General features: G+C 69.1%; 18 protein-coding genes. 9 read left to right on the top strand and 9 right to left on the bottom strand.

Annotation, left to right across the window (positions count from 1 at the left end; genetic code table 11):
* Positions 1–309 precede the first annotated feature (309 nt).
* From CFP71_RS36185 to CFP71_RS36170, 4 genes are all read right to left on the bottom strand, one after another.
* Positions 310–1,920: a succinic semialdehyde dehydrogenase gene (locus CFP71_RS36185; protein ID WP_093938444.1), complete on the bottom strand. Its 1,611-nt coding sequence runs from the start codon at positions 1,918–1,920 to the stop codon at positions 310–312.
* A 115-nt stretch (positions 1,921–2,035) separates the two neighbouring features.
* Positions 2,036–2,854, bottom strand: coding sequence for a hypothetical protein (locus tag CFP71_RS36180; RefSeq protein WP_093938443.1), 819 nt, complete (start codon positions 2,852–2,854; stop codon positions 2,036–2,038).
* A gap of 103 nt (positions 2,855–2,957) precedes the next feature.
* Complete coding sequence (locus tag CFP71_RS36175) at positions 2,958–3,881, bottom strand: hypothetical protein (RefSeq protein ID WP_093938442.1); 924 nt, start codon at positions 3,879–3,881, stop codon at positions 2,958–2,960.
* Between the two features lie 9 nt (positions 3,882–3,890).
* Positions 3,891–4,505 (bottom strand): TetR/AcrR family transcriptional regulator, encoded by a 615-nt coding sequence (locus CFP71_RS36170; protein ID WP_208636113.1) that lies wholly within the window; start codon positions 4,503–4,505, stop codon positions 3,891–3,893.
* A 104-nt stretch (positions 4,506–4,609) separates the two neighbouring features.
* Here CFP71_RS36170 and CFP71_RS36165 point away from each other — a divergent pair, with 104 nt between their 5' ends.
* Positions 4,610–5,761 carry an acyl-CoA dehydrogenase family protein gene (locus CFP71_RS36165; protein ID WP_093938441.1) on the top strand — a complete coding sequence of 384 codons (1,152 nt, stop codon included), beginning with the start codon at positions 4,610–4,612 and terminating at the stop codon, positions 5,759–5,761.
* Positions 5,762–5,792: 31 nt separating this feature from the next.
* A complete protein-coding gene (locus CFP71_RS36160; RefSeq protein WP_093938440.1) occupies positions 5,793–6,935 on the top strand; it encodes a CaiB/BaiF CoA transferase family protein in 1,143 nt (380 codons plus the stop codon).
* Between the two features lie 74 nt (positions 6,936–7,009).
* On the opposite strand, the gene CFP71_RS36155 is transcribed toward CFP71_RS36160, so the two are convergent.
* On the bottom strand, positions 7,010–7,534 hold the full coding sequence (locus CFP71_RS36155; RefSeq protein ID WP_093938439.1) for a GNAT family N-acetyltransferase: 525 nt from the start codon (positions 7,532–7,534) through the stop codon (positions 7,010–7,012).
* Between the two features lie 10 nt (positions 7,535–7,544).
* Positions 7,545–8,330, bottom strand: coding sequence for a crotonase/enoyl-CoA hydratase family protein (locus CFP71_RS36150; protein ID WP_093938438.1), 786 nt, complete (start codon positions 8,328–8,330; stop codon positions 7,545–7,547).
* Positions 8,331–8,477: 147 nt separating this feature from the next.
* Between CFP71_RS36150 and CFP71_RS44425 the strand changes: the two genes are divergently transcribed.
* From CFP71_RS44425 to CFP71_RS36130, 5 genes are all read left to right on the top strand, one after another.
* Complete coding sequence (locus tag CFP71_RS44425; protein ID WP_167406391.1) at positions 8,478–8,618, top strand: hypothetical protein; 141 nt, start codon at positions 8,478–8,480, stop codon at positions 8,616–8,618.
* A gap of 354 nt (positions 8,619–8,972) precedes the next feature.
* Entirely contained in the window at positions 8,973–9,455 is a 483-nt protein-coding gene (locus CFP71_RS36145) for a transcriptional regulator (protein ID WP_093938437.1), read from the top strand.
* Between the two features lie 131 nt (positions 9,456–9,586).
* Positions 9,587–10,471 (top strand): lytic transglycosylase domain-containing protein, encoded by an 885-nt coding sequence (locus CFP71_RS36140; RefSeq protein ID WP_093938436.1) that lies wholly within the window; start codon positions 9,587–9,589, stop codon positions 10,469–10,471.
* Between the two features lie 106 nt (positions 10,472–10,577).
* Complete coding sequence (locus CFP71_RS36135; RefSeq protein ID WP_093938435.1) at positions 10,578–10,949, top strand: hypothetical protein; 372 nt, start codon at positions 10,578–10,580, stop codon at positions 10,947–10,949.
* A gap of 23 nt (positions 10,950–10,972) precedes the next feature.
* Positions 10,973–11,326 (top strand): DUF3817 domain-containing protein, encoded by a 354-nt coding sequence (locus tag CFP71_RS36130; RefSeq protein ID WP_005166062.1) that lies wholly within the window; start codon positions 10,973–10,975, stop codon positions 11,324–11,326.
* Here CFP71_RS36130 and CFP71_RS36125 read toward each other — a convergent pair.
* Entirely contained in the window at positions 11,323–12,744 is a 1,422-nt protein-coding gene (locus CFP71_RS36125; RefSeq protein ID WP_093938445.1) for an MFS transporter, read from the bottom strand. The two genes, CFP71_RS36130 and CFP71_RS36125, sit on opposite strands and share 4 nt — an antisense overlap.
* A gap of 137 nt (positions 12,745–12,881) precedes the next feature.
* Here CFP71_RS36125 and CFP71_RS36120 point away from each other — a divergent pair, with 137 nt between their 5' ends.
* Positions 12,882–13,451, top strand: coding sequence for a TetR/AcrR family transcriptional regulator (locus tag CFP71_RS36120; protein WP_093938434.1), 570 nt, complete (start codon positions 12,882–12,884; stop codon positions 13,449–13,451).
* A 57-nt stretch (positions 13,452–13,508) separates the two neighbouring features.
* On the opposite strand, the gene CFP71_RS36115 is transcribed toward CFP71_RS36120, so the two are convergent.
* Both CFP71_RS36115 and CFP71_RS36110 read right to left on the bottom strand, forming a co-directional pair.
* Positions 13,509–15,080 carry a solute symporter family protein gene (locus tag CFP71_RS36115; protein ID WP_093938433.1) on the bottom strand — a complete coding sequence of 524 codons (1,572 nt, stop codon included), beginning with the start codon at positions 15,078–15,080 and terminating at the stop codon, positions 13,509–13,511.
* On the bottom strand, positions 15,077–15,499 hold the full coding sequence (locus CFP71_RS36110) for a DUF485 domain-containing protein (RefSeq protein WP_093938432.1): 423 nt from the start codon (positions 15,497–15,499) through the stop codon (positions 15,077–15,079). Before CFP71_RS36110 ends, CFP71_RS36115 begins: the two co-directional genes overlap by 4 nt.
* A 972-nt stretch (positions 15,500–16,471) precedes the next feature.
* Between CFP71_RS36110 and CFP71_RS36105 the strand changes: the two genes are divergently transcribed.
* Positions 16,472–18,534 (top strand): sensor histidine kinase (locus tag CFP71_RS36105; RefSeq protein WP_143267233.1); only part of this gene is annotated, 2,063 nt, incomplete at its 3' end.

Below are 18,534 nucleotides of genomic sequence, written 5' to 3'. Positions count from 1 at the left end.
AACGTCCCGAATCCTCCACACTCGGGGCCCTGCTTCGTCTCGACGCTGGGTGAAGCCGGTGTGGTCGACAGGGGAAGATTCCGGCCGTTGAACGTCCGGAATCTTCCCCCGTCGACTCGTCTGCCACTGGTCGCGCCTGGCACGACCTGGCGTCGCGCCCGGCAGCCGTGGAACCACCACTCACGACCTGTCGCCCCGCGAGCCGCTGGTGCATATGCGGCGATCGCGATGTCCGTGAAGGCCTCCTTGAGGGACCCAGAGTCCCTCAAGGAGGCCTTCACGGACCAGGCTCGCGAAACCAACCGAGGGTCAGCGGCGCGGGAGGCGGCGAAGCGCCTTCAGGCTCATGCTCAGGCTCTTCGCCCACAGCGTCGGCGGGATTCCCTTACCCGGGCGCAGCGGCATCCCGCGCTGCACCGCGATCGCCTGGGCCTCGGTGTACTTGAGCAGCCCTTCGGCGCCGTTGCGCCGCCCGACACCGGACTCCTTCATCCCGCCCATCGGCAGTCCCACGGTCCCGAAGGTCGCCGCGAAGCCCTCGTTGACGTTGACGGTCCCCGCCTTCAGCCGCGCCGCGACCTCCCAGCCCGCCCGGCCGTTGCGCGACCACACACTCGCGTTCAGCCCGAACTTCGTGTCGTTCGCGCGCTCGATCGCCTCGGTGACGTCGGTGTAGCCGTAGATCGACACGACCGGCCCGAAGGTCTCCTCGGCGAACAGCTTGACGTCCTCGGTGACGTCGGTGAGCACGGTCGGCTCGTAGAACAGCGGGCCGAGGTCGGGCCGGGCCTTACCGCCGGTGAGCACCTTCGCGCCCTTGGACCGGGCGTCCTCGACATGCGCCGACACCGTCGCCAGCTGGTCTTCCGAGGTCAGGGATCCCATCTGCGCCTGGTAGTCCAGCGCACCCCCGAGCCGCAGCGCCGCCGTCTTCGCGACGAAGGCCCGCGTGAACTCCTCGCGGATCGACTCGTGGACGTAGATCCGCTCCACCGAAACGCACAGCTGGCCCGCGGAGGAGAAGCACGCGGTCACCGCGCCCGCGGCGGTCTTGGCGACGTCGGCGTCGGGCAGCACGATCATCGGGTTCTTGCCGCCGAGTTCCAGCGAGTAGCTCGTCAGCCGCTCCGCCACCCGCGCGGCCAGGCCCTTGCCCGTGGGCGTGGATCCGGTGAAGCACAGGTAGTCCGACTCCTCGACCAGCGCGTCGCCGATCTTCGAACCCCGGCCGAGCACGATCTGCCAGACGCCGGCGGGCAGTCCGGCCTCCTCGGCGAGTTCCTGCAGCCACAGCGCGGAGAGCGCGGTCTGGTTGTCCGGCTTCTGCACGACGGCGTTGCCCGCCGCCAGCGCGGGCAGGACGTCCATCGCGGTCAGCGCGAGGGGGTAGTTCCAGGGCGAGATGATCCCGACGACGCCCTTGGGGTGCCTGAGTTCGCCGACCTTCGTCAGCACCGGGATCAGACCGGCGGCGCGGCGCGGCGAAAGGATCTTCGCGCTGTGCTTGCCGTAGTAGGCGGCCACGAGCGCGGTGGCGCTGACCTCGTCGAAGGCGTCCATCCTGGCCTTGCCCGCCTCGATCTGCACGAGGTCGAGCGCCTCTTCCTGCCGCTTCAGCACCAGGTCGTGCAGGCGGATCAGAATGCGCTGGCGGTCTTGGACCGGCCGGTCGGCCCACGCGCGCTGTGCTTCCCGCGCCTGGTCGAACACGGCGCGGACGTCGGCGTCGGTGGCCTGGGGGAGAGTCGCGATCGGCTGCCCGGTGAAGGGGGCGCGCATCTGTACCGGCGCCGAATCCGCGCCGCCCACGACCCGCCGCACAAGCCGTTCCGCCCTCGCCACGGCCGGGGCGCCGGGGACACCGCCGATGGTGGACGGTCCTTCGGTGTGGCTCGCGTTCGCCGGTGTCGTGCTCGTCATGCCGTCTCCGTTCCATGCCGCGCGGAGCCGGAGGCGCCACGCAGAGCCCAGGTGTTACCGACGAGTACAGCATACCGCCGGTATGGAGACTGTCCACCGCTGATATGAATAAGTTTCACGTATTGCCGGGTTGCGGGGGATTGTCCGGGGACGGGCGCAGGATGTCCTGCTGCTGCAACGCGGAGCCCGCGGGCGGCGTCGGCGGTGGTGGCGGCTCGTAGGCCTGCGGTTGCGGCGGATACTGCTGCTGGGGGACCCCGGGCGGGTAAGGGGTGAAGGTGGCCGGGTAAGGAGCCTGCTGGGGCACCGCCGGTTCACGCCGGTTGGCCACGATCGCCAGCCCGATGGTGAGCAACGCCACGAGCCCGCCGGCGAGCAGGATCCAGAACCCGCTCCCGGTCCCATAACGCGAGACGAAACGACCGGTGTCCTGTCCGAAGCTCAGGCTCGCCGAGATGTCCATGCCGAGCATCCAGACGCCGATCGCCGTCCCCGCCCCGCCGGCGATCAGCAACGTCCTCGACGTCGTCGCGGCGGGTGAGGCCGAACCGCGCCGGTACGAGGCGAAGCCCACCGCGGCCCCGGCGAACAAGGTCAGCGCGGCGGCGGACAGCGGGATGCCGTAGCGGGCGACATGGGTCTTGTCGTAGAACTCCTTCTCCTCCGCCGACGGCTCGATGTCGAAGCTCCGTGTCCAGCCGGTCTCCGCGAACTTCGACACCGCCTTGCCTTCGGAGAGCTGTTCGTACGTCGATTGCGGAAGAAAGGTCGCGACCAGCACCAGCAGTCCGGCGAAAACCCCCATCATCGCGGCGAACAACCGGGGGAGCCGGGCGTCGGACGGCGGTCGTGGCGCCGCGACGGGAGTTTGGACGGGCTGCATTGCGCCGAACGGGCCATTCGGCTGGTACGGCTGCTGCTGCGGCGCGCTCATGGTCGGCTCCTCCGCCGGTTTTGTTGTCCAGCAAGGAATTCCACCACGGATCGGCCGACGAGATAAGTGTCACCTGTGCTCTGGTCAACCGCTTGCGCGCGTGCTACGCGGGCAGCTTCGGCCAGGCGACATTCGCCAATTCCCTGGCGACATCGCACGCATTCGGCGCCTGTACGGCGAGAAGAGCGTGCTCGACCTGGTTCCGGTTCGCGCCCGGACCCTCGACGTGGCTCGTCCGCACCGTGCAGCCGCCGGAAATCTCCTGGACGAAGGACTTGCGCCCGCCCAGCGTCTCTTCTTGAACGTTCGCCGCGGCCTTCGGGCGCGGGCCGAGACCGAACTCCAGCCGGGCGAGCCGGTCCGCCCCCTGCTCGCCCCAAAGACACCGGTGCCGCGACAGGTCGCCCTTCCCGGAGACCGTCGTGCCCAGCCGGGCGGAGACGTCGCTGTCGGACCACAAGGCGGAGCAGGCTTCCAGTCGCGCCAGGGAGTTTTCGCGGTAGTCGAAATGTGCCGCCTGCTTGCCCGCCACGAGCGAACGGACGGCGCCTTCCAGGGTTTTCGTCGCCGCGGCGAGCGCCTCGGAAGCGCTTCCGGGCGAGGTGAAGAACGTGCCGACCCGGATCGAGGAGTCGTCGGTGAAAACGAGGTGCAGGAGAGGCTGGCCCTCCAGGTCCGTGCGGACCACCCGCAGGTCGCGGGTCAGGTCCTGCCAAGCGACCGGGGTGGCGCCCGTCAGGCGTTCCTTCGCCCGGTCCTCCGGGAAACCGAAGCTGATCAGCGCGTTCTTGGTCCGGAACGAGCAGGAGCCCATGCTCGGTGACGGCCTGGACTCCAGCGGAAGCGCGCTGTCGAGATCCGGCAGGTCCAGCAGGCCGCAGAAGTCCACGGTCGTGGGATCGCCGAGCGCTTCGCGCAGCGTCAAAGGGCTGGAAGGCGGCGGTGTCGGAGCGGGCGGCGTGACCGCGCACCCGGCGAGTACGAGAACGGCCGCGGTCAGTACGGCGAACGCCGTCGATCTCCCCATCGTCGAAGCCTACGGGGAAGCGTCCTCGTAAAGCATCACCGCGACGCGCTTCCATTCGTCGAGCAATTGCCGACGCCGCTTCGGATCGCCGCCGAGTTCGGCGTCCAGCGCCAGCCCCCGGGTGAGGTTCACGGTCAGCCAGAATAGGATCTCCGCGCGGTCTTTCGGCAGGTCCCCGGCGACCGCGGTGATGTGCTCCAGCGTCGAGCGGCCCAGTGCCTTGTCGACCGGCCGGATCGCCTCGCGGAGTTCGGGGTCGGTGCGCGCCGCGACCCACAATTCCGTGGCGGCCGTCGACAGCGTGCCCGAATAGCCCTCCCACAGCAGGTCGATCGCCGCCGCCACTCCCGAGGAACCACCGGGGAGCGCCGTGATCGACGTCGCGAGCCGTCCGCGCAGCTTCTCCGTCAGATGCTCGACGGCGGCCGCCATGAGCTCCGCCTTCGCGGAGAAGTGGTGCTGCACGGCGCCTTTGGAGACACCGGCACGGGCACAGATCTCCTGCACCGACGTACGCGCGTAACCGAGGTCGACCAGGCAGTCGATGGTCGCGTCGAGCAGGGCGGTGCGGGTCTGCTCCCGCCGTTCGGCCTGGGTGCGGTGGGTCCTGCCGAGCACGCTCACCGGACCTGACCCCCTTTACGTGCAGCTCGGTACGGATGTACATTCCGAATGGAACTTACATCCTAAGCGTCATGTTTTCCAGGTCCGATCAGGAGGCGTAGGCCGTGCCCTTGCAGATCCAGAAGAGTTCGTGGAGCACGACGGAGCTCGAAGACCTCCGGGACCTCGCCCGGACCTTCTGCCAGAAGGAACTCGCGCCGAACCAGGAGCGCTGGGCGGCCGAGAAGAAGGTCGACCGCGAGCTGTGGATGAAGGCGGGCGAAGTCGGCCTGCTGGCCCTGTCCATCCCGGAGGAGTACGGCGGTGGCGGCGGCACGTTCGCCCACGAGGCCGTGCTCTACGAAGAGCAGGCCCGGTCCGGTGACAGCGCCTGGGGCGTCACCGTCCACAACGGAATCGTCGCGCACTACCTGCTGGAGTACGCCAACGAGGAGCAGAAGAAGGCGTGGCTGCCGAAGTTCGCCTCCGGCGAGATGGTCGGCGCCGTCGCGATGACCGAGCCCGGCACCGGTTCGGACCTGCAGAACATCAAGACCCGCGCGGTCCGCGACGGCGACCACTACGTGATCAACGGCGCGAAGACGTTCATCACCAACGGTTTCCACGCCGACCTCGTCGTCGTCGCGGTGAAGACCGACCCGGACGCGGGCGCGCAGGGCGTCTCGCTGATCGCCGTCGAGACCGACACCCCGGGCTTCAGCCGGGGCCGTGTCCTCGACAAGATCGGGCTCAAGGGCCAGGACACCGCGGAGCTGAACTTCGACGACGTCCGCGTTCCCGTCGCCAACCTCCTCGGTGATCAGGAAGGTCTCGGCTTCATCCAGCTCATGCAGCAGCTGCCGCAGGAACGGCTGATCATCGCCGTCACCGCGGTCGCCGGGATGGAGGCCGCGATCGACCAGACCATCGCCTACACCAAGGACCGCCAGGCGTTCGGCCGCCCGATCTACAACTTCCAGAACACGAAGTTCAAGCTCGCCGAAGCCGCGACCGAGGCGGCGGTGTCCCGCGCGTACCTCGACCAGTGCATCGAACGGCATCTGCGCAAGGAACTCGACGTGCAGGGCGCGGCGATGGCGAAACTGTGGACCACCGAACGGGTCAACAAGGTCGTCGACGACTGCCTCCAGCTCTTCGGCGGCTACGGCTACATGACCGAGTACCCGATCGCGCGCGCGTGGGCCGACATCCGGATCTCCCGGATCTTCGGCGGCACCAGCGAGATCATGAAGGAAATCATCTCCCGCACGCTGTGAAACCGTTGCCGTATCAGGAAAGGACGTGGCGATGAAGGCTGGGCCGCTGAGCGGGCTCAAGGTCGTCGAACTGGCCGGGCTCGCCCCGGCGCCGTTCGCCTGCACGATCCTCGCCGATCTCGGCGCGGAGGTCGTCCGGATCGACCGGGCGACACCGGGCAACGACGTCATCGGCTTCCCGAACGATCCGCTCGCCCGGGGCAGGCGGTCGATCGGGATCAACACCAAGACCCCCGAGGGGGTCGAACTGGTGCTGAAACTCGCCGACGACGCCGACGTGCTCATCGAGGGTTTCCGTCCCGGCGTCGCCGAGCGGATGGGCATCGGACCGGCACAGGTCCACGCCCGCAATCCGCGGCTGGTCTACGGCCGGATGACCGGCTACGGCCAGGACGGCCCGCTGGCGACCGTCGCCGGGCACGACATCAACTACATCGGCATCTCCGGCGCGCTCGAACCCATCGGGCACGCCGGGCAGCGGCCGGTGGTGCCGCTCAACCTCGTCGGCGACTTCGGCGGCGGTGGCCTCCTGCTCGCGATGGGGGTGCTGGCCGCGCTGTACGAACGCACGTCGTCGGGCAAGGGACAGGTGGTCGACGCGTCCATGGTGGACGGTGCGGCCCTGCTGACCACCAGCCTGCACGGGATGCTGGACTCCGGGCTCTGGCCCGGCGGGCGTGGCGAGAACATGCTCGACGGCGGCGCGCCGTTCTACGACACCTACGAGACCGCCGACGGCAAGTACGTCGCCATCGGCGCGATCGAGATGCGGTTCTGGGGCGACCTGGTGAAGGTGCTCGGCCTCGATCCCGAGGAGACCCCGGTCCACGTCGACATGAACGAGTGGCCGAAGCTGCGCAAGATCGTCGCCGAGGCCGTCGCGAAGCACACCCGCGACGAACTGGTCGCGAAGGCCGAGGGCACCGACGCGTGCCTCACGGCGGTGCTCTCCCCGCTGGAGGCGCCGTCGCATCCGCACAACGTCGCGCGCGGGACGTTCGTCGACGTCGGTGGCATGAAGCAGCCCGCTCCCGCGCCGAGGTTCGACCGCACGCCCGCCCAGACGCCGGAACCGCCGCGGCCCAAGGGTGGCGACACCGCCGACGTCCTCGCGGAACTCGGCGTGGACGCCGACGGGATCGAGCGGCTCAGGGCCGCGGGCGCCATCGTGTGAGCCGAAGGGGACTTTCCCCGCATGAGACGTGACGAAAGCGTCCTTCACCGCGTGTCATGCGGTGAAGGACGCTTTCAGCCCACGTCCAGGTCGGACCGCAGCATCGAATAGAGGATGTGGTCGCGCCAGGCCCCGTCCCGGAACCCGTAGCCGCGCAGCACGCCCTCCCTGGTGAAGCCCGCCTTCGCCAGGGAGCGCTGCTCGGCGACGTTTCCCGCCTCCGTCGACGCCTCGACCCGGTTCATCTGCGTGTGCGCGAAGAGGTAGCGGACCAGCAGCCGCTGGGCCTCGGTGCCGTGGCCGTGCCCGCGTGCCTCGGGGATGAGCACGAGGCCGGCGTTCCAGCAGTACGACGTCGCCCCGCTCCGGGTCTTGTGCCACGAGACGAAACCGAGCCGCCGCCCGTCGAGCTCGATCATCAGCATCCCGTTGTCGGCCGCGAGCATGCCGGTTTCGGCCCAGCGGCGGCGCAGGAAGTGCGGGTCGTGCCAGCCGTGCCACTCGAACGTGCCCGCGGCCTGGGGATCGTTCGTGAGCGCTTCGAGCATCGTCAGGTCTGCTTCGGACACCGGTCTGAGTGCGACTCCGGTTTCGGTCATCCGACAGAGATTAGGGGCGCGAGGCGCCGAAGCTGCCGTGACGCCCCGCGCCGTCGCTGAACCGGCCTGCGCCTTCGACGGCTTCCTCGGCGAGCCCGCCGCCGATCAGCGCGTTCGAGAACTCGGTTCGCATGGCCTCTTCCTCGGTGTGCCCGTACTGGCCGTACGCCGACTTCCGGTCCGCGCGCAGGCAGGCTTGCGGGAACGCGGCCAGGTCACGCGCCAGGGCTTGCGCGGCCGCCAGCGCCTCGCCGTCGGGTACGACCCGGTTCGCCAGGCCGATCGCGAGCGCCTCGCCGGCGTCGACCGGGCGGCCGGTGAGGATCAGGTCCATCGCCCGTGAATGCCCGATCAGCCGGGGGAGGCGCACCGTGCCGCCGTCGATCAGGGGGACACCCCAGCGGCGGCAGAACACACCGAAGACGGCCGTGCTGTCCACGACGCGCAGATCGCACCACAGCGCCAGCTCCAGGCCGCCCGCGACGGCGTGCCCGCGGACGGCGGCGATCACCGGCTTCGACAGCTCCATCCGCGTCGGCCCCATCGGCCCGTCACCCGAGGGGGTGAGGGCGTTCGAGCGGTCGGTCCCGACGGCCTTCAGGTCGGCTCCGGCGCAGAAGGCGTCACCCGAACCGGTGAGGACGGCGACCGCGGCCTCCTCGTCCGCGTCGAAGGCACGGAACGCGTCCGCCAGCGCGGCCGCGGTCGGCCCGTCCACCGCGTTGCGGGCGCCGGGCCGGTTCAGCGTGATCGTCGTCACCGGTCCTTCCCGGTGGACGAGAACGTTTTCGCGCATCGTGCACTCCCTTGGGGAAACCTGGTGGGCAATGAGGCCCGGTTTTCCTTAAAGTGGTGACAAAGTCCGCAGTGCGCGCGGAGTCATCGTCTGGACACTACGGTGTGATGGGATGGAGCCATGTCGCCCGGCCTGAAGAAATTCGTTGTGATCGCGGTAGTCGCGCTCGTGCTCTTCTTTCTGATCAGCAAGCCGACTCAGTCCGCCGACGCCGTCCACACCGCGCTCGGCTGGCTCCGGTCCGGTGCCGAAGCCATCGTGACGTTCGTCCGGAGCCTCTTCTCCTGACCCCTGCTCGCCACGTCGACCGGTGTCCCTGGTGACGCCGGTGATCACTGTGTGCATTCACCTGCGGTTATCACTCAGCGTCACTCGCCTCCGATTTCGGTCGAACGACTCGACCATCCGGGTGGATTGCCCCCGAAAACCCGCTGGTCGACGAATTCGTGCCCTGGAAGCTCTGGCGGAAAAGACCTCCGCGCCCCTACGGTGCTCACATTGCGTGATCGGTTGGGTCCTCCAGGCGCCGGAGCCGGCCTCCTGGTGATGCGTTTCCGCAGGTGCAAGCCCCAAGGCAGCGGAAACTTTCAGCCGGGCAAGTAAGTCAGGACTTGTCAGTCGGGGAATCATGAGGAGGCAGGGATGACCGGAGATCCCGGAGTCGATGCGTTGATCCGGCAGTGGGCGGCCGAGCGTGAGCAAACCCCCGAAGAGCAGGAAACGGACAGGATCGCGTCCGCGTGGCTCGCCGACGCGCCGCGTCAAGCTCCAGGTATCCCTGGTCAGCGCCAGCAGTCCGGCCAGTCGCGCTGGGCCCCGGTCGAGGCCGCCGACCCCGGCTACGTCGACGCCATGAGCAGCAGGCTTCCCGACGTCCCGCGTGATCTGCTCGTCGCCGCCGCCGGCTGGTGGCAGATGGTCGGCGGGGTCTCCGAGGCCGAAGCCTGGTGGGACGCCGGCATCAGCCCGCTCGACCAGCGCGCCCTCGACTACCGCGCGGCCGGGCTCACGCCCGCCGACCTGGGCCGCCGTCTCGGTCCGATGACCGTCTTGCAGCACCTTCGCCGCGGCAGCGCCCCGGCCTGGTGCGTCGCGCGACTGGCGAGGCAGCAGAAGTCCGCCTGATGAGAACTTCTCGCACGCGCGGGTGAACCGGCGTGGCAAGGGCGATCTCGGCGACCGCGTAACGCTAACCTGCGCGGGCTCGTTGTTCGAGCATCGGTCGTGATCGCCGCCCACGCTGGAGGACCCGCTTCGTGCGCACCACCCCGGAAAACGACGAGCTCGTCGCCGACCCGGCCACGCCCGCTCCGCCACGTCGCGGGGCGGGCGCCGCCATAGTCGGCAGGCTGGTGATCGTGCTGGCCGTGCTCGGCCTCGCAGGGGGCGGGATCTGGCTGGTGACCAAGGCGTCCGCGCCGGTCGCGAGCCCCACGACGATGGAGATCCCCGCGCTGCAGGTCAAGGCGGCGGACGTCAAACCCGGCTCGGTCGCCCCGGTGAACGCCACTCTCGCGGGTGGCGGCACCCAGCAGACCACGCCGCAGCAGGCGCAGCCGAAACCCGGCAAGGACCCGCTGGCCGCCTGGTCCGAACGAGCGGCGCAGGCCACCAACATCCCCGCCCGGGCGCTGCTCGCCTACGGCAACGCCGAACTGGCGATGCGCCAGATGCAGCCGAACTGCAAGATCTCGTGGGCCACCCTGGCGGGCATCGGCCGGATCGAGTCGAACCACGGTCAGTACGGCGGCGCCGTCCTCGGGCAGGACGGACGGCCGTCGAAGCCGATCATCGGCGTCCCGCTCGACGGGTCGCCCGGCGTGAAGGCCATCGGCGACACCGACGGTGGCCAGTTCGACGGGGACCCGGCCGTCGACCGCGCGGTCGGCCCCATGCAGTTCATCCCCAGCACCTGGCGCCGCTACGCCGCCGACGGCAACCGCGACGGCGTCGGCGACCCGCAGCAGATCGACGACGCTTCGCTGGCGGCGGCGCGCTACCTGTGCGTGAACAACCGGGACATGTCGGCCGCCTCGGGGTGGTGGCAGGGGATCCTGTCGTACAACAACTCGACCGAGTACGCGCAGAAGGTCTTCGGGCTGGCGGACGACTACGCGAAGGCTGTGGCCGCGACCAAGTGACCTGGCGGGCGGGTCACGCCGGAAGCCTCCCGGAGCAGCCGGGACCAAGGTCCCGACCGGCCCGGTCGCCGAACTTTCGCCGCGCGCCCAGTGCTAGCGTCGATGCGTGCCCGCATCGACCGTCGCCCTGCGCCGTCTCGGCATCGCCGGCGTCTGCCTGGTGAGCCTGGCGCTGTGCTGCGGGCTCGCCTGGTGGCAGTGGGAGCGGTTCTCCTCGGCCAGTGGGACCTTCCAGAACCTCGGCTACGTCCTGCAGTGGCCGCTGTTCGGGCTGTTTCCCGCCTTCATGTTCTGGCGGATCCGCAAACTCCGTCGCCGCGCCGCCGAGGCCGACGCCCAGGAGACGGTGGCCGAGACCGCCGTCCCCGAGGTGCCGACGCCCCGGCAGCGGCGCGCCCCGGCACCGCTGCCGCCCGAGGACGACGAGCTCGCCGCCTACAACCAGTACCTGCGCGAACTCAACGCCCGCGACAAGTAGTCCCCAGAGAGGTTCGAGACCCTATGACCACCCGAACTGACGACGCCGCCCCGGCCCGCCCGGTCTCGCTGGGCGGACCGCTGATCCGGTTCCGCGTCGCGGCGTACGCCACCGGTGTGGCCCTGCTCGGACTGGTCGTCGAGATGCTGCTGCAGTACGTCTTCCGCGTGGAACTTCCCCAGTTCGTGAAGATGATCCCCATGGTCCACGGCGGGCTCTACCTGATCTACCTGCTGCTCGCGGTCGACCTCGCGATCAAGGCCCGCTGGTCGATGAAAGGCACCCTTCTCGTGCTGATCGCCGGCTGCATCCCGTTCTTCTCCTTCGTGATGGAGCGCAAGGTCACGCACAAGGTCCAGGCGGGCGCGAAGCTCTAAGCCCGGCGCCGGAAGGTCGTCGCCACCAGGAACGACACCGCCGTCACCACGGCGGCCGCGGTGAAGGCCGCGGTCATCCCGTCGACCGTGGTCTCCGCCGGGCTCCCCGACGGTGTCCGTGTCACCGCGCCGAACACGGTGATCAGGATCGCCAGCCCCAGCGTCGCCCCGACCTGCTGCAACGTCTGAAGCGCCCCGCCCGCGGCCCCCGCGTCGTCGGTGGGCACCGTCGCCATGATGATCACGCTGAGCGGGGAGAACGCCAGCCCCGCGCCGACGCCCATCAGCACCATCGGCCCGAGCAGATGCGAGAAGTACCCGCTGTCGGTGGTGAGCGTGGTCAGCCAGACGACCCCGCCGGTCATCAGCGCGGTCCCGGTCAGGGCGAGCGGTTTCGGCCCGAACCGGGGGAGCAGCTTCGGGATCAGCCTGCTGAGCCCGAACATGCAGACCGCCATCGGCAGGAACGCGAACCCGGTCTCCAGCGCGGCGAAACCCGCGATGTCCTGCAGGAACTGGGTCAAAAAGAAGAACATCGACATCATGGCCATCGGCCCGAGGAAGAAGTTGACGTAGGCCGCGGCCCGGTCGCGTTCGGCGAACAGGCGCAGCGGGATCAGCGGTTCGCTCACCTTGGTCTCGATGGTGACGAACGCGGCCAGCAGCGCGAGTCCGGCGACGAGGGCGCCGAGGGTGATCGTGTCGCCCCAGCCGTCGGAAGCGGCGTGGGTGAAGGCGAACACGAGTGAGCCGACGCCGAAGGTACCGGTGAAAGCGCCGGGCAGGTCCAGCTGGGCGCGCCGGCGCGGAGGATCGGCGACGTGCCTCGGGGTGAGCAGGACGATCGCGAGCCCGAACGGGACGTTGATGTACAGCGCCGCGCGCCACGAGATCCATTCGGTCAGCAGCCCGCCGAGCAGCAGGCCGATCGCGAAACCGCCGCTGGACATCGCCGAGAACAGCGCCAGCGCCCGCACCCTGGCCTTGGCTTCGGTGAACGTGCTGGTGATCAGCGCCAGGGTGCTCGGCCCGGCGAACGCGGCGCCGACGCCTTGCGCGACCCGGGCCGCGATCAGCATCTCGGCCGAGCCCGCCAGGCCGCCGAGCAGGGAGGCGGCGGTGAACACGGCCGCGCCGACGACGAACATCCGGCGACGGCCGAACAGGTCGCCCGCCCGGCCGCCGAGCAGCAGCAAGCCGCCGAAGACGAGGCTGTACGCCGTCATCACCCAGGACAGGCCGGTGTCGGTGAAGCCGAGTTCGGACTGGATGCGGGGGAGCGCGACGTTCATCACCGTCGCGTCGAGGATGAGCATGAGCTGGCAGGTCAGGACGATCGGGAGGACCAGCCGGTGGGGAGTTGGTGGGGCCCCGGCCGTCTCCGGCCTAGGCTCGGTACGCAGGGTTCGTTCGGTCAAGGAATACTCCAAAGACGTAACGAGATGAAGCGGAGAGACTCTCCACTTGAGGTCGTGAGCGATGATATGGAGAGTGTCTCCGCTTACGCAAGTGAATTCGGAGAACGTCTCCGTTTTCGTCGCCCGAGGAGGTGCAGATGGTCACGGCCGATCCGGTCCGCCCCATGCGCGCGGACGCGCGGCGCAACTACGAGCGCATCGTGGCCGTGGCGAAGGAGGCGTTCACCGCCGATGGCGTGGACGTGCCCGCCGACGACATCGCCAAACGCGCCGGTGTCGGCGCGGGCACGCTGTACCGGCACTTCCCGACGCGCGACAAGCTGGTCGAGGCCGTCTATCGCGACGAGATCGACGGGCTGGCGCAGCAGGCCTACGACCTGCTCGAAGAGTTGCCGCCGGGGAAGGCGCTCGAGACATGGCTGGCCACGCACGTCGTCTACGTGGTCGAGAAGCACGGGCTCGCGATGACGCTCAAGGCGTCCGTCGACGCCGGATCCGAGGTCTTCGGCTGGTGCCGGGCGCGGCTGCAGGCCGCGGCCGACACGATCGTGAAGGCCGCTCAGGACGAGGGCACGATCAGGGCCGACGTCGCGGGTGTCGACATCCTGCGGCTCGGGCACGGGCTGGGCTCGGCGGCGAGCAAGGCCTCGGGGGAGGACACGACGCGGCTCCTGAGGATCGTGCTGGACGGCCTCCGGACGTCATGAGGGGTCCCCATAGGACGAAAAGTGTCCTATGGGGACCCCTCATGACACTTCGGGAGGTCAGGAGCCGATCCCGGTGAGGGACCGGACCTCCATCTCCGCGTGCTTGACCGGATCGGCCTTCGACCGGCCCACGAAGGTGCCCACGAACCCGCACAGGAACGAGAACGGGATCGATACCAGGCCCGGGTTCTTCAGCGGGAACCAGTGGAAGTCGACGCTCTTGACGATCGAGTCCGCGGCCCCGGACATCACCGGCGAGAAGAACACGAGCACCAGGCTCGCGATCAGTCCGCCGTAGATGCCCCACAGCGTGCCGGTGGTGTTGAACCGCTTCCAGAACAGCGAGTACAGCAGCGTCGAGAGGTTCGCCGACGCCGCGACAGCGAACGCCAGCGCCACCAGGAACGCGATGTTCTGCCCGTTCGCGAGGATGCCGCCCACGATCGCGAGCGCCCCGACGGCGACCGCGGTCAGCCGGGCGACCCGGACCTCCGCGGCCGGTTCCGCCTTGCCGCGTTTGAAGATGTTGGCGTAGACGTCGTGCGCGAACGAGGCCGACGCGGTGATCGTCAGCCCGGCGACGACGGCGAGGATGGTCGCGAAGGCCACCGCCGAGACGATGCCGAGCAGCAGGGTGCCGCCGATGTTCAGCGCGAGCAGCGGCGCCGCCGAGTTCTCCCCGCCCGGCGCGTTCTTGATCGTCTCCGGGCCGACCAGCGCGGCCGCGCCGAAGCCGATGACCAGGGTGCAGAGGTAGAAGACGGTCATGCACGCGGTCGCCCACACCACCGAACGCCGCGCCTCGCGCGAATTCGGCACCGTGTAGAAGCGCATCAGCACGTGCGGGAGCGCGGCGGCGCCGAGGACCAGCGCGAGCGCCAGCGAGACGAAGTCGAGTTTCGTGACCTCGCTCTTGCCGTACGAACCGCCCGGCTGCAGCAGTTCGTCGCCGAGCGGACTGTTGTCGGCGGCGGCCGAGAGCAGGTTCGAGAAGCTGAAGCCGAACTTGCCGAACAGGAACACGGTGATCAGCGCGCCGGTCAGCAGCAGGATGGTCGCCTTGATGATCTGCACCCACGTGGTGCCCTTCATCCCGCCGACCAGCACGTACAGCACCATGACCACGCCGACGACGCCGATCACCAGCGCCTGGCCGACGCCGCCGTGGATGTCCAGCAGCAGGGCCACCAGCCCGCCGGCGCCCGCCATCTGCGCGAGCATGTAGAAGAAGGAGATCACCAGCGTCGACGTCGCGGCCGCGGCGCGGACCGGGCGCTGCTTCATCCGGAAGCTCAGCACGTCGCCCATGGTGAACCGGCCGGTGTTGCGCAGCAGTTCGGCGATCAGCAGCAGGTCGACCATCCAGGCGACGAGGAACCCGATCGAGTACAGGAAGCCGTCGTAGCCGTGGATCGCGATGGCCCCGGCGATACCGAGGAACGACGCCGCCGAGAGGAAGTCGCCCGACAGCGCGATGCCGTTCTGCCGCCCGGTGAAGGCGCTGCCCGCCGCGTAGTAGTCCGAAGTGGACGAATTGCGCGTGCTGACGCGATACACCACATACAGGGTGATCGCGACGAACAGGGCGAACACCGCGATGTTCAGGACCGGGTTGTTGTCGGGGATCATCGCTCACCCGCCTCGACCGAGGCCCGCAACTGTTCGACCTTGGGGTCGAGCCGCTTCCTGGCGAACCGCAGGTAGGCGATCGTGATCAGGATAGTACTGGCGAACTGGCCGAGGCCGAGCAGGATGCCGACGTTGACCTCGCCCCACACCTTCCGGCTCATGAAGTCGTGGGCGTAGGCCGCCAGCAGCACGAACATCATGTACCAGGCGAAGAACAGCAGGCTCATCGGGAACACGAACCGCCGGAAGGTCTTGCGCAGCGAGACGAACTCCTTGCCGTGCTGGATCCGGTCGAAGTCCGGGCCGGTGCTGCGCGGCGGCGGGGGAGCGGGCTTGCGCTCGCGGACGAACAGCGCGGGCATCTGCCCGGTGTCCTCCAGGGCGTTGCTCGCCGCGTAAGGACGCGCGACGTCGGGCATGGGTTCCTCCGGGGCTTGCTTGCATCCGTGGCGCGGTACGGGAGCGCACATACTAACTGCGGCTTCACGCGCTCTGAATAGGCGACCCCGCTTCCACGGGAGTGGGATCGGGTATTCGCTTTCGCGTCGGAATAGTGTTCCCGGAATTCGTTTCGGCCGAAATGATCCGGCTTTCTCACTCGTAATAGTGAGGCGGATTGTCACGCGCGGTCGTCGCCCGAACGGCCCACTGCGGCAAACGATGGACGATGACCACGCTGTGTCCCTCATTTCGGTGACAGATCGTAGTTTCGCTTCCCGGTCATGGCACGCTTCGATACGGTGCCCGCCGACCCGGACCGGGGAAGATCCCCCGGTTCACCGGGCGTCCTGAAAGAAATCACCATGTCGGGCGACAACCTGACGGCCTGAGCGGCAAGGCCACAACATCGGGCACATATTTGGGCTTGACCCACCCATTGGGGGCACGGAAAGTAGTTCGACCGGGCGACGTGGCTACCGTACGTAGGCTGATCGGGTGATGAGGGCACCCTGTGTATCGGTGCAACTTGTAACCGGAATTCCCTCGTTTGTGACGCGAAGACGGATTTCGGGCCTTGTACATCGTTCGGCTGCGCACTTTTCCCAGGTCAGCCCCCGTGTGCCGAACGGAATTGACGGCACCCGGATTGGTGTACGATTCTTTGGCCCGGCTGACCCGCAGTGATCGATTGGCAAAGAAAAGTTGATCTCGACGACCATGCACTTCGCAGGTTGCGACCTGCACGTGCAGGTGCAAGACCTCCCGGAGCGGACCGGTGTTCCTGGGGACACCCGGATCGACGGACAGGGTCCCTCGCGTCGCGATCGATCACGTGGTCAGGCCGGGGCCGAGTTCTCCGCAGGCAGGTACCTCGCGGGAACGGACGCCTCAGACCGTGCCAGGACGCCGGACAGGGAGTCACCTACGTGACCGTTGCAGGAGAAGGCCAAGTGCCGGTCGGGGAGCTGCTGGGACGCACCCCCCGGCCATCTCGGTGGGCCACCGGCTGGCGTGCGCTCGTGCGCTGGCGGGACTGGAGCCTGCCGGTGAAGCTGTCGGCGGTGACGCTGGTGCCGATCCTCATCGCGCTCGCACTGGGTATCGCCACCATCGCGGGCCAGGTCGGCCGTTCCGACGGCTATCAGCGGCTGGACCGCCTCGTCGCGCTGAGCGGGCAGATCCGCACCCTCGCCGACGGGCTCGGCCGCGAACGCACCCAGTCCGCCGCCGGGCTGACCGCCGGCACCGTCGGCGGGACCCTCGAACTCGGTTCGGCCCGCGCCGACGTCGACACCGCCATCCCGCTGTACGTGGCCGCCGCGTCCAGGGCCGTCGAGAACGAGCCGTCGCTCCGCCAGGCACGGGACGCCGCGGCCGACCAGCTGGCCAAGCTGGCCGACATCCGGCAGCGGGCCTCCGCCGGGCAGCTCGACCCCGTCCAGGCGATCGGCGAGTACACCGACGTCACCACCGCGCTGCTCGCCCTCGACACCGCGTTGTCCGCCGGTGCCAGCGAAAACGTCCTCGGCGGTACCCCCGCCGCGCTGCACGACCTCGCCGTGATGAAGGAACAGCTGTCGCTCAGCCAGGCGCTGGTCTCCTTCGGCATCGCCCGGTCGAGCCTCGCGCCGAGCGAACTCGACCAGCTGCGCACCGCCGAACTGCGGCTGGCCGACCGTTTCACCGACTTCAAGGCCGCCGCTTCGGAACAGCAGCGCCAGGAGTTCGGCGCCGCCGTCACCGACAGCGCGATGGAGAACCGCGACAGGCTCGCGAAGACCGCCCTCGGCGAACAAGGAACCTCTTCCACCCAAGCGTTCCGGACCTTGTCCGCGCAGGGCTGGACCGACGCCTCGACCGCCGTGATCACCAAGGTCGGCGAAGTCGCGAACAAGTTCGGCGGCGAGACGAGCACGGTGTCGGCCGAACTGGTCGACGACGCCAGCAGCGGCGCGGGTCTGCTCGCGGTCCTGCTGTTCGGCGCGATGGTGCTCGCCGTCGCGGTCGTCTTCCTCATCACCCGCCAGCTGCTGCGCTCGCTGAAAGTGTTGCGCGCCAGCGCTCTCGACGTCGCCGAGAAGCAGCTGCCCGACGCCGTCCGCAACATCCAGGAAGGACGGTCGCAGGGCACCGACGTCCAGCCGGTCCCGGTCGGCAGCGACGATGAGATCGGCGAGGTCGCCAGGGCCTTCGACAAGGTGCACCACCAGGCGCTGCGCCTGGCGACCGAGCAGGCCTCGATGCGCACCGGCTACAGCAACGTGTTCGTCAACCTCTCGCGCCGCAGCCAGAGTCTCGTGCAGCGGCAGCTTCAGCTGATCGAGCGGCTGGAGCGCGACGAGGAGGACGCCGACCAGCTCGCCACGCTGTTCCAGCTCGACCACCTCGCCACCCGCATGCGCCGCAACAACGAGAACCTGATGGTCCTCTCCGGCGCCGAGCCGGGCAGGCGCTCCGGCCAGCCGGTCTCCGCCACCGACGTGGTCCGCGCGGCGGTGTCCGAGATCGAGCAGTACCAGCGGGTCACCGTGCAGAACCCGCCGCCGGTGCGGCTGGTCGGGTACGCGGCCAACGACCTGATGCGCCTGATCGCCGAACTGCTGGACAACGCGACCGCGTTCTCCGCCCCGGAAACCCAGGTGACCGTCGCGACCCGGCTCGTCGAAGACGGCTCGTTCGGCATCGACATCCTGGACAAGGGCATCGGGATGAACGAGGCCGAGGTCGCCGAGGCCAACGCCCGGCTCACCGAGGCCCCCAACGTCGACCTCACCACCTCGCGCCGGATGGGCCTGTTCGTGGTCGGACGGCTGGCGAGCAGGCACCGCATCAACGTTTCGCTGCACGGTGGCAAGGACATCGTCGGTGTGCGCGCCACCGTCTCGGTCCCCGCGGACCTCGTCATGGTGCCCGCCGGGGGAGACCCCGGTCCCGCCACCGGCCCGATCACCCAGCGCCTCGCGCCGCTGCCGCCGCAGCAGCCGGGTGGCCTGCCGCGCCGCCAGCGCCCCGC

Source organism: Amycolatopsis thailandensis, assembly GCF_002234405.1.
Lineage (GTDB): Bacteria > Actinomycetota > Actinomycetes > Mycobacteriales > Pseudonocardiaceae > Amycolatopsis > Amycolatopsis thailandensis.
Note: the sequence above shows the minus strand (reverse complement) of the source record. Positions and strands in the feature narration are given on the sequence as shown.

Excerpts from the sequence above, each read along its gene's own strand:
- CFP71_RS36185 (WP_093938444.1), bottom strand. The coding sequence starts at position 1,920 with ATGACGAGCACGACACCGGCGAACGCGAGCCACACCGAAGGACCGTCC.
- CFP71_RS36180 (WP_093938443.1), bottom strand. The coding sequence starts at position 2,854 with ATGAGCGCGCCGCAGCAGCAGCCGTACCAGCCGAATGGCCCGTTCGGC.
- CFP71_RS36175 (WP_093938442.1), bottom strand. The coding sequence starts at position 3,881 with ATGGGGAGATCGACGGCGTTCGCCGTACTGACCGCGGCCGTTCTCGTA.
- CFP71_RS36160 (WP_093938440.1), top strand. The coding sequence starts at position 5,793 with ATGAAGGCTGGGCCGCTGAGCGGGCTCAAGGTCGTCGAACTGGCCGGG.
- CFP71_RS36155 (WP_093938439.1), bottom strand. The coding sequence starts at position 7,534 with ATGACCGAAACCGGAGTCGCACTCAGACCGGTGTCCGAAGCAGACCTG.
- CFP71_RS36150 (WP_093938438.1), bottom strand. The coding sequence starts at position 8,330 with ATGCGCGAAAACGTTCTCGTCCACCGGGAAGGACCGGTGACGACGATC.
- CFP71_RS36145 (WP_093938437.1), top strand. The coding sequence starts at position 8,973 with ATGACCGGAGATCCCGGAGTCGATGCGTTGATCCGGCAGTGGGCGGCC.
- CFP71_RS36130 (WP_005166062.1), top strand. The coding sequence starts at position 10,973 with ATGACCACCCGAACTGACGACGCCGCCCCGGCCCGCCCGGTCTCGCTG.
- CFP71_RS36120 (WP_093938434.1), top strand. The coding sequence starts at position 12,882 with ATGGTCACGGCCGATCCGGTCCGCCCCATGCGCGCGGACGCGCGGCGC.
- CFP71_RS36115 (WP_093938433.1), bottom strand. The coding sequence starts at position 15,080 with ATGATCCCCGACAACAACCCGGTCCTGAACATCGCGGTGTTCGCCCTG.
- CFP71_RS36110 (WP_093938432.1), bottom strand. The coding sequence starts at position 15,499 with ATGCCCGACGTCGCGCGTCCTTACGCGGCGAGCAACGCCCTGGAGGAC.